At 32.1% G+C, this 10042-nt stretch carries 12 protein-coding genes; 9 read left to right on the forward strand and 3 right to left on the reverse strand.

Features of this window, described 5'->3' with window-relative positions:
* Both VXQ11_RS15335 and VXQ11_RS15340 read left to right on the forward strand, forming a co-directional pair.
* Positions 1–249, forward strand: a 249-nt coding sequence (locus tag VXQ11_RS15335) for a hypothetical protein (RefSeq protein ID WP_416706412.1), incomplete at its 5' end; no start/stop codon positions are given.
* Between the two features lie 269 nt (positions 250–518).
* Positions 519–947, forward strand: a complete 429-nt coding sequence (locus VXQ11_RS15340) for a hypothetical protein (protein ID WP_000877730.1) — start codon at positions 519–521, stop codon at positions 945–947.
* 161 nt (positions 948–1108) lie between these two features.
* Here the strand turns inward: VXQ11_RS15340 and VXQ11_RS15345 are convergent, their stop codons facing one another.
* The 3 genes from VXQ11_RS15345 to repM form a co-directional block, all read right to left on the reverse strand.
* On the reverse strand, positions 1109–2254 hold the full coding sequence (locus tag VXQ11_RS15345) for a DUF1624 domain-containing protein (RefSeq protein ID WP_179991664.1): 1146 nt from the start codon (positions 2252–2254) through the stop codon (positions 1109–1111).
* Between the two features lie 277 nt (positions 2255–2531).
* Positions 2532–3140, reverse strand: a complete 609-nt coding sequence (locus VXQ11_RS15350; RefSeq protein ID WP_416706413.1) for a plasmid replication DNA-binding protein — start codon at positions 3138–3140, stop codon at positions 2532–2534.
* 76 nt (positions 3141–3216) lie between these two features.
* Entirely contained in the window at positions 3217–4116 is a 900-nt protein-coding gene (gene repM / locus VXQ11_RS15355) for a replication initiation protein RepM (protein WP_416706414.1), read from the reverse strand.
* Between the two features lie 1200 nt (positions 4117–5316).
* Between repM and VXQ11_RS15360 the strand changes: the two genes are divergently transcribed.
* The 7 genes from VXQ11_RS15360 to VXQ11_RS15390 form a co-directional block, all read left to right on the forward strand.
* Positions 5317–5688: a hypothetical protein gene (locus VXQ11_RS15360; RefSeq protein ID WP_000504219.1), complete on the forward strand. Its 372-nt coding sequence runs from the start codon at positions 5317–5319 to the stop codon at positions 5686–5688.
* 398 nt (positions 5689–6086) lie between these two features.
* On the forward strand, positions 6087–7124 hold the full coding sequence (locus VXQ11_RS15365) for a hypothetical protein (RefSeq protein WP_086222754.1): 1038 nt from the start codon (positions 6087–6089) through the stop codon (positions 7122–7124).
* A gap of 20 nt (positions 7125–7144) precedes the next feature.
* A complete protein-coding gene (locus tag VXQ11_RS15370; protein ID WP_416706415.1) occupies positions 7145–8035 on the forward strand; it encodes a DUF6236 family protein in 891 nt (296 codons plus the stop codon).
* A gap of 196 nt (positions 8036–8231) precedes the next feature.
* Complete coding sequence (locus VXQ11_RS15375; RefSeq protein WP_416706416.1) at positions 8232–8828, forward strand: DUF6338 family protein; 597 nt, start codon at positions 8232–8234, stop codon at positions 8826–8828.
* A gap of 162 nt (positions 8829–8990) precedes the next feature.
* Positions 8991–9149 carry a hypothetical protein gene (locus tag VXQ11_RS15380; RefSeq protein WP_416706417.1) on the forward strand — a complete coding sequence of 53 codons (159 nt, stop codon included), beginning with the start codon at positions 8991–8993 and terminating at the stop codon, positions 9147–9149.
* A 9-nt stretch (positions 9150–9158) separates the two neighbouring features.
* Positions 9159–9314 carry a hypothetical protein gene (locus VXQ11_RS15385; protein WP_416706418.1) on the forward strand — a complete coding sequence of 52 codons (156 nt, stop codon included), beginning with the start codon at positions 9159–9161 and terminating at the stop codon, positions 9312–9314.
* Between the two features lie 192 nt (positions 9315–9506).
* On the forward strand, positions 9507–10042 hold a 536-nt coding region (locus VXQ11_RS15390), incomplete at its 3' end, for a recombinase family protein (RefSeq protein WP_416706419.1).

Consider the following 10042-nt stretch of genomic DNA (forward strand, 5'->3'; position numbering starts at 1 on the left):
CTGTTTATCGAGTTGCTAAAGTCATTTAAAAAGGCTTGTATCAGTGCTTCCCTTATGTCATATCTATTTACAAAGGAGCAAGGCATTCTTAAAGATCAAAAGACGGAATTAATGATGAAAAAGCATTTGATTTTCCTTGTTTTTATAGTGATGGTTTTTATTTTAGCTCTAGTTGTAAAGATTAATAATGATCATAAAAAACGGCAAGCATTAAACAAATTGGAACTAGTTGAAAAGCAAATCCATTAGGTATATGAATATTAAGATAAATAAAAAGCCCTATAGTCTCTCCCGTTACTATAAGGCTTATAAATCTCTGCAATTTTTTTCTTAACTACCTACTTTTCCGATGTAGGTTATGAATATATTTTACCTATTGGTAAAAACAAAGATATAAGACAAAAGGTGAATATGCTAGGAATTTCGCATAACAGCCATTATGTTAAATAGAATCAAAAAACCTCCAATAAAATCGTTATAGTATTATTATTTATTGAGTAGATAAGAGAATTAAATTAGTGAAATACTCAAATGAAAAAATAGTAAAAGCTCTCTTACTTTCTCCTTTACCACTACTTTTTTTCACAGCAGTCCTGTTTATCGTAATGAATCAGGAATACAGCCTATACTCGATTTTAGTGGTTCTTGTAGGGCACGGTCTTGTCTACTTGGCTTATTGTATTTTGACTGTACCTTTCAGCTTCATATTCTCAATTCTTTTAAATCGTTATAACAGTCTTAATTTATTAACTATCTGTATTGCCTCTATAATTATTGCTACTCCATTTTTTATTCTTTTTGGATGGAGTCACACAGGAGAAATTTCGAAAGAGTGGTGGAAGATGTATACAGATACATGGACTATCTTTATGGCTCTATTTCCTGGCTTATGTTATTGGCTATTTCTGATTAACCTAAAAGATAAGAAATCAAAGAATATTGAATAAACCATTGCATAGAGATTCTTAAATTTCCCTAAAATTAACATAATACACCTTATACGAAGTCAAAAATGGGAGCTTTAAGCTCCCATTTTGAGCAGATTTATCACTTATAAAATGGGTTTGAGTGGTCTAATTAATGGAACCACATTAATTTATAAGTTAACTTATAAATATTTAAGCAATTTTATTTGCTTATTTTTATGCTTAAAATTTGAGAATTTAAGCATTAATGGATAAAGCAATATACTTAGCATAATTGTTATAAACCATAAACTTATTACAGTATTTACTCCAAAATATGCACCTTGATTTGTTCCCCATATCCCTACAGAAATTGCATATAATGCTTTAAGAAGAAATAAATGTACGATATAGAAAAACATAGGTACTGAACCAAATACTATTAAGGGTTTAACCCATTTCTTATCTTCAACTTTATTTAACAATGCTAGAAGAATAAATCCAATTCCTACATTAAAAAGTGTAAATAGCAATGATGGTGGATATTTAGTTAGGTTGAAAAAACTCATCCCTGTTTCAAGAAAATTCTGTTGAACAGTCCATTCCTGATCACCATATAGATTTATTAGTCTTAAAATAAAAAATAGACCAATACTCAATATACCTGTAGTAAGTAAAGTTATATTGCGACGATGATTGTTTTTACTAGCATCAAATATATAACCGCCAATACAATATCCTAGTGTGATAATACCAATCCACGGTAAGACTGGATAAGAGGTTCTTAGACGAATTTCACCTAGCTCAATCCAACCTCTCTCATATAAAACAAACCAAAAATTCTGAAGAATAGGAATATTTGAAAAAGAAACTTGCTCTAATAAATTATGTCCAAAGATGATAATTAAACTGATTGACCAAAGCCATTTTTTGGATATATTTATCAACAATGATAAAGCAACCATACTTAGTCCAATAGCCCAGATCACTTGTAAATAAATAACATCTGGTGGAAATCTACCTGTCCAAGCAAAATTAATGATCACTAATTCAAGAAATATAAGGAATAGCCCTCGTTTTAGTAAAAATTCCCTTGTCATTGTTAAGCTATTATATTTACTCTGATATAAATACGCTGACAGTCCAGTTAAAACAACAAAAACAGGTGCACATAAATGAGCTAAAGTTCTGCTAAAAAAAAGGAATCCTTCAGTATCAGGTATAAGCATTGGATCTGTGACTTGATGATGTAAGTAAAATGTTTCTCTAACATGATCTAACATCATAATTAGAATTACTAAACCTCTTAAAGCATCTATTGCTTGTAACCGATCAAACGTACGAGTCATGATGAGTAATAATTTAAAAATAAATGTAATGTTATATCATTTCAAAGTATAATTAAAATTAATCATGGCACTTAATTTGACTAAGTGTAGTTTTCCTAAAATTAACATAATACACCTTATACGAAATGTGTTATAATTTTCCTTAGAAATCAATGCTGTAGTTTCTAGTTTATAGCCCAATCACACCCGATTGGGCTTTTTTTATGATTTTTCATGTTCCACGCTTAATAAGTGAACAATGTTCCACGTTTTTAATAAGCTCAGGTGAACAATAAAATCAGCCATACGGTTTAAAGAATCGGCTCCAGAAGCCTCTTTTTTCGGGTTCAGTCTCCACCTGTTCAGGGATCGTAACCCGTTTGGCCTCAGCAGTAGTCAATCCGTCATGTTTAGGCTGAGTTTGAATCTTTGCTTCTACAGGAGCTTCTTTTGGTTGAGTAGTCAATCCATCATAGTTCGACTCACTTTTTGACCTAATATCTGTTGTTATATCTAATTTCGGGTCGATAGAACTAGTTATATAAGCTTTCGGAGCTTCTAGTAAGCGTTGTATCGCTTCAATTTGCTCATCTTTAACGTGTAATTGATCATTTTTAGCTTTTAGTTCCTCACGTTGGAACTGCTCACGCTCATGAGCCTGTTCAAGCTGTTTTTGAAGCATGTAAACCTGTTGTTCTAGCAGGTGAACTTCTGACAACTTTCGTGTTTCAGTTGTCTGTGAACTGTTTACATTTCTGGATGGTTCACCAAAGACTCTAATAGCTTCGGCAAGATCAATTTTACCGTCACTGTTCTTACTTAAATTACCTTTATTAATTTGCTTATAAATGGCTTGACGAGTTATTCCGTAGAGCTTTGAAAGCTCAATAACAGATAGTGATTTCATCTTATGATTTTGGTTGTCTATTATGTAAACTAAGATACATTAACAAGTAGTCAACCTCTACACATACAATTGATCTTTATGCCTTAAAACCTAAATTTTTAAGATGAGGAATAAGTTGTTTTTGTTGGATTGGATCTCGCAGCATATCCTTAATTTTAATAGCTAAATCGTCATAACTTTCACCTTGTTGTGCTAGGTGAGATACTTCATGTAAGCGTGAAAGCTGATTACCGAACATATTAATTTGTGAATCTGTCAATTTATAAAAATTATTCTGTTTGGATTTATTCTCAATACTTTTTGATTTTTCTTTAAACGTGAAGTGAATGTGTGTGACTTTTCGACCTGTCTTTATTTGCTCGTAAGATACATTTAAAGGGCTATGTTCATTGATTTGATCTACAGCAGTATCAATAACCCATCTCTTTAAATCAGCAGACAATGGATATCTTTTCCCTAACTCCAACATACCTCTTAGAGCTTCGATGGAAATCTCTCGTTTTCCTATGGAGCGATATTGCGTTAATAGCTCATAAATACGAATAGCATATGCGCTACTCATACCAGCAATGTCAGATAGAGAGTACTTAGTAAATTCACGGCTTAGATTAGAAATGAACGGCAAAATTTCTTTAGAGAACCGAATTCCTACAACACTTTTACTCTCTAAAAATCGTATGGATTGAATCCATCTCATTTTGATTGATTCATCATCAATAGCTAAATTGATTGATCTGTCATATAAGCGGTTTACACCATCTTTTAGATCTCTATAAGCTGTTTTTTCATGAACCCCAAGTTTTTTTAAATCATCAATAGTTACGCGATAAATTTCATCATCGGTAATATCTTCAGCCCGACTAATCTTACTAATAGCTGCTAAGACAATCCGTTGTTCTGTTGAGCTCAGTTGATATGAAGCCTCAATTACTTGATTTGATTTAACTACCAATTCTTTTTTAGATGTACTCATCATTCTTATTTCAAGAAATTAACTATGAGTAATATAATTCTCTCATAGTTGGTAGTCAATCCCTCATAGTTAAGTAGTCAATCCCTCATAGTTAAGTAGTCAATCCCTCATAGTTGGTAGTCAATCCCTCATAGTTAGTAGCTGAAAGCCTTTCTGTTAAAGCCTTTCAGATAGCCTAAAAGATTTAAAAGATTTAAAATATATTTAAAAAGAGCAAATTGAAAAATTGCCCTTGGTTTTCGCTTCGCTCAAACTCTATTGAACTTCGCTTGCGCTCAGTTCGTCGGGGCAATTTTTTGATTAATACTTACGTGACTTTAAGAAAAAGCAAAAGCAACTCGGAATTCGCTACGCTCATAAAACTTTTTTACTCGCTACGCTCGGTCCAGGAGCAAATTTCTGCATGAAACTTACGCTTTCTTAGGCTAAAAAGGGCAAAAAAATGTTTTTCAGAGGGTCTAGGCGCAAATTTTGATAGTTCGCTCGTAGACACTCGCTCTATGCATCTATCTAAAGTCAAAATACCTCTTTATTTCGCTCTCATTTGCGTTTTTTGAGCTGTTTTCTGTTTTTCACTATGAGATCTATGCTTTTTAGGTAGGGGCTCTTAAATCGCATTTGAACGCTTTCTGTGAAGCTTTTCATAATTAAAGTTTTGGGTTGAAATTTTTAACCTGGATGAATGGACAAAAAATTGATTTTTTACGTTTTTCTAAACTAGGAAATAAATACTTTTTTCCATGCAAAACCAAGCACCGGCCCTACGTCACTTTAGCCAATTTTCTAATCCAGGATCCGGCACACGCCGGGATTTTTTTGTCACACACCACGCATCTAACGATGACAACCCTCAAAGCCTTACAGAATAAGGATTTCAGCGATTTTTTAGGGTCTCAGAAACGTGTACAGAAAAATGGTCTTTTTTTAGAATAAGTAGTTGAATTATATGTTTTTTATGCTGTGCACATGCTTGTACATAAAAACCGTAATTTTTTTAGATAAAATATTGATAAATATAATAAAAATTATGTACTCATATTTGTACATAAAAAAAGCATTATATTTAAATAAGTTTTTGTTTTAGAATAGATTAATTCTGTACAAATAGGCTTGTACGTAATTTATTTATTGTTTTATTTTAATTTATTGAATTATATGCATTTAATTGTGTACAAACTCTAATTCCTATAAGAGATGTAATTTATGGGCGAAAAAGTCAAAACTTATGCAGTCAGACTAGATCCACAAGTAGCAGAATTCTACGATCAATTGGCTAATTCAGAAGGAATCAGAACCAGTAAATTGTTCAGTAAAATTTTGACCAATGATTTTCAATCTATTGCTGTTAAGCAGCAGGCAGATCGTATTGAAGATCTGGTGAATCGATTAGAAAAGCGAATAGATGATTTTGAGGAAGATAATAATTTTTCTGAAAAATACTATGAAGATTTTTCTGGACTCTATTTCATGATGTTATGGACATTAATGAAAAATGGGGCTTCTAAAGATGAGGTTCGAATGATGCAAGCTAAAGGTTATTCATATGCAGATGATAACTATAAGAGGGTAAAGTAGTGTCAGATAATATTATTCAGCTTTCAAAGCCATGTACGCTTTGTGAAAATAGACAAAATGTACAACTTTTTGCAGGATTGATGCTGTGTGGAAGTTGTCAGGAAAATATCAGGCTTACGAATCCAAGTATGTTCTCGGCCAATGATGAGATTGAACAAAAAGCCTAGGATTAATCTGGGCTTCGCATAAGAAATTTTATGTTAAGTAGGATTTTAGGATCTATAAAAAGGCGAAACCCCGAGAGGGATACTAGATCTGTCTCGGGGCTCTAATCTTTTGTTGATAGCGCGTGTCAATATGACAGAGGGGCAACTATAGAAATATGTCTATATATCAACTACTTTTTTGTGTTGATATACTTGAAGGTATGTCAACATATAAACATTTTAGGTACTTTAATGGCTCAAAGTCAAGTTCCATTTACATATCTTAATGATGGTCAAGAAATCATTAATCATTTATCTGATAAAAGATTTGGAACATATTTGCAAAGAGCTGGTTTTAATAAAGATTATGCATTTGAGCTATATCTTTATAATGCTAGATTAGCTAAGGCTTTCCTTTTTCCTCTTCAAATTCTAGAAGTTACTGTTCGAAATACAATTAATGAGCTCCTCATACAAAAGTTTGGAGAAAATTATTTTTTTAATCAAGTCTTTATAGACATACTCAATGAATACAGTGAAGGCTCATTAAAAAAGGCAATTAGTAGGGCTAAAACTAATAAAAATTGTGACATTGTTTCGACTTTGACTTTTGATTTCTGGTCTAATTTATTTCGCGATGAGTATGATCGTCCTCTATGGCAGGTAAATCTTCACTCTATTTTTCCTAAGCACATTTCAAGGAAAGATATAAAAACAGATTTAGAGCGTTTAAATCATTTAAGAAATAGAATTGCTCACCATGAACCAATTTTAGATCTCAATCTCAGTAATCTTTACTCTAGATTATTGAATTTTCTAGATATGATCTCAGAAAATGTACGAAAATGGGTACAGCACTATGGAACTGTTAATGAAATGCTTCGTACAAAACCATCTTCTAAAGGTGGAAAAGGACCTCTTTTTCAGGATAGATGTGATTCTAATTTCCATATTATTTCTGAAAATCTTTCAATAAATCAGTTACCACAGAAAGCATTTCTTCTTTATAAAAAAGATGAAATTGAATCAGTATTTGAAAAGTCTGATATAGCACTTTATGTACTATCTCTATCAAACGAAGATTGTGAGTTAATTGTTGATTTAAATGATATAAAAATTGAAGATGTATTAGCTTCATTGAGATTAAAAAGTAATTTCCAAATATGTGGTGGAAATGAAAGTTTTGCTATTAGTAATCAGCTTTTTAAAAGTGAGCGCGTTAAATTTCTAATAGTTTGTGATAAAAGTGATGTTATAGGGATTATTAAAAAATCTCACAGAAGATATTAAATTTTGCAGAGGAAAATACTTTGGGTGAAGTTCAAAGAGGTTTAATTACATCTTCTTATTCGTTTGCATCCACAGATAATGGTATTTCACTGTCTAGTGCGCTTACTTTAGATGATATGAAGTATTTTTCTTTATATTGGGATCATATAGTAGTCCCAGCTAATAGATTGATATATATAGGGTTGCCACAGGAAGAAATTTTTAAATCTGTTGGAATACTATATAGACCTACTACAAACCTACAATCATTTTCGACTGATAAGGGCCCTGAGCTATCTTTAAAGGAACTAGATGCAACCTTAAATTTCATGAAGTCTCAAAAAAAGGATACTTCATGGGCAATGCATCATTTTGGGATAGAACCATTTATTCATCCTGACCATCGGATCAAAAAAGATATTTTAAAGTTTGAGCTATTTAATGCTCTCCCAACACCGTCCGCTAATACTAACTTAATTGATATTTTAGAGTTCAAATATCGTAGACATGATGAGTTAAACAGGCTTCATATTTCTCTCAATAGCTTATATGAAAAAATAGCTACGTCAGATGATATTGATGCTATGCGACTTGATATGAGAATCGAGTTAAAAGCAAGTATTGATGATCTAAATAAATCATTTAAAGAACGTTTTGGAGAGGGGCTGAAACGCAACTTAAAATTAGAGTTTGATGTTAGTTCAACTAGCATTATGGAAGCTGTTAAAAATGTTCCCGCAGGATTGTTCTGTGATTCCATGACAGGAATGACAATTCCACTAGGAACATTAGTTGCTGTAACTTCACCTTTTGTCAAAGTTGGTTGGTCTGGAAGTTTTGGTAATAAAGAACAAAATTCTAAAGGGCTAAATTTGAATTATTTAACAAGTGCAAAAAAATATAGTATTACTGAATATAAAAATAATTCTTAAGTTTCTCTAAAATTAACATAATACACCTTATAAGAAATCGAAAATTGGAGTCCTAAGTTCCTATTTTTACGATATTTTTTTAAATTTCGTATAACAGCCATTATGTTAAATGAGCTTATATTTCAGACTTTATCTAACTAAAAAGTGCCTATAAAATTGGTTTCTATTCAAATAATTTTTTTATCGGGTTATAAATTTGGAAATTTTTCAATCTATTAATACTCTATTTTTATTTATTGTTTTTGCGATACCAGGTTTCATTTCAATAAAAGTTTATTCCTTACTATGTCCAAATCAAGATAAAGATGCGACTAAGAGTATTATTGATGCTATTACCTATAGTTGCCTAAATTATGCAATTTTAGGCCCATTTATTTACATGATGCTTTTTTCTAAAAAATGGGAATTTATTTGTTCATTTTTTACTTTCTTTTTTTATTCATTAATTTTAATAATTTTCCCTGCATTTCTAGCATGGTTATGGCTAAAGTTAAGAAGTATGGAGTTTTTCCAGAAAAATGCTCCTCATCCAACACTCAGAGCATGGGATTATGTATTTGGAAAAAGAAAAGAATATTTTGTGATAGTTACCTTGGTGGACGGTAGAGAAATAGCTGGAGAGTACTCAACAGAATCATTCACTTCCAGTTATCCTGAAGAACCTCAAATTTATTTAGAAAAAACTTGGAAGCTAGATGAAAATGGTGATTTTGAGCGAGTAGTTAATCAGACTAGTGGTATATTAGTTCTATCTAAAGATATTCAATCTATTGAATTTTTTGAAAAAAACTAACCGAGAATTGTTGAAATGAAAAAATACTTTTTATCAATGGAAGGTTATCAACCTATTGTAAAGATACATTTTGATAGCTTACCAAAACCAGGTTATTCACCTCAAAAAGATACAAAAAAACAGTTAAATACACAGCCTCCTAAGAAGCGTTAAGGAATTTTTATGAATGAAAAGAATAAGTTAATTGATCTAAATGAAGGCTACGTTCCTTCGAATAATCAAAATAAAGTTTTAACAGCAGATGTTATTAAAGGTTATCAACCTACAGTAAACAACTCAACAAATTCTTCTAAAACATCAACACCTCCTAAGAAGCGTTAAGGAATTTTTATGACAAGAGAAATTAAGCGATTACCAGTTAATGATGGGCATACTCCAATGAAGGCACCAGGTTCACCTTCTACTGCTGGTTATCAACCTGAAAAATCAAAAGGTGTAAATCCTACAACTCCTCAAAAAACATCAATGCCACCAAAGAAGAGATAATTCTTAAGCTATCTTAAAATTAACATAATACACGTTATACGAATTCCCAAGGCATGGCTTTTAGTCATGCTTTTTTTATCAAAAGAGTATAGCTGAATGATAGCGAGCCAAATCGCATACAATATCTATCATTAGACTTAATGCAATAATTAAATGATATTGTTATCATTAATCTAATAGAATTAAGATTAAATGATAGAAATGAATACACGTATTTATCTACGAGCTTCAACTAAAGATCAAGATGCAGAAAGGGCTTTGCAGATTCTTCAGGATCTAAACCAAAACTTGAATTTGGGCGAAACCATTGTGTACGTGGAAAACTATAGTGGTACGAAGTTAGACCGACCTGAATTGAATAAGCTACTGTCAGAAGCAAATCAAGGCGACACCTTGTTGGTTGAAAGTATTGACCGATTATCACGCCTAACCCAACAGGATTTTCAAGAGCTGAAGCGCAGGATCCAGGAGAAGGGACTTCGTTTAGTCGTAGCAGATCTTCCTACTACCTACCAAATGATTCAAACCAGTGACAGCATTACTCATTCAATCCTGGATCTCATCAACAATATGTTGATTGATCTCCTGGCAACAATGGCCCGCCTGGACAATGAGAAACGTATAGAACGTATTAAGCAGGGCTTGGCACGTTCGGGTTACAAGCCAACAGGTAAGAAAGCCAATGAGGCTAAGCACAAACGAATAAAAGAATTACTAGCAGCTGGCAA

It is taken from the genome of Acinetobacter sp. 197 (genome assembly GCF_048148385.1).
GTDB lineage: Bacteria > Pseudomonadota > Gammaproteobacteria > Pseudomonadales > Moraxellaceae > Acinetobacter > Acinetobacter pecorum.

Bases quoted from the DNA above. Each gene is read 5' to 3' on its own strand.
- VXQ11_RS15345 (WP_179991664.1), bottom strand. From the start codon at position 2,254: ATGACTCGTACGTTTGATCGGTTACAAGCAATAGATGCTTTAAGAGGT.
- VXQ11_RS15350 (WP_416706413.1), bottom strand. From the start codon at position 3,140: ATGAAATCACTATCTGTTATTGAGCTTTCAAAGCTCTACGGAATAACT.
- repM (WP_416706414.1), bottom strand. From the start codon at position 4,116: ATGATGAGTACATCTAAAAAAGAATTGGTAGTTAAATCAAATCAAGTA.
- VXQ11_RS15360 (WP_000504219.1), top strand. From the start codon at position 5,317: ATGGGCGAAAAAGTCAAAACTTATGCAGTCAGACTAGATCCACAAGTA.
- VXQ11_RS15365 (WP_086222754.1), top strand. From the start codon at position 6,087: ATGGCTCAAAGTCAAGTTCCATTTACATATCTTAATGATGGTCAAGAA.
- VXQ11_RS15380 (WP_416706417.1), top strand. From the start codon at position 8,991: ATGAATGAAAAGAATAAGTTAATTGATCTAAATGAAGGCTACGTTCCT.
- VXQ11_RS15385 (WP_416706418.1), top strand. From the start codon at position 9,159: ATGACAAGAGAAATTAAGCGATTACCAGTTAATGATGGGCATACTCCA.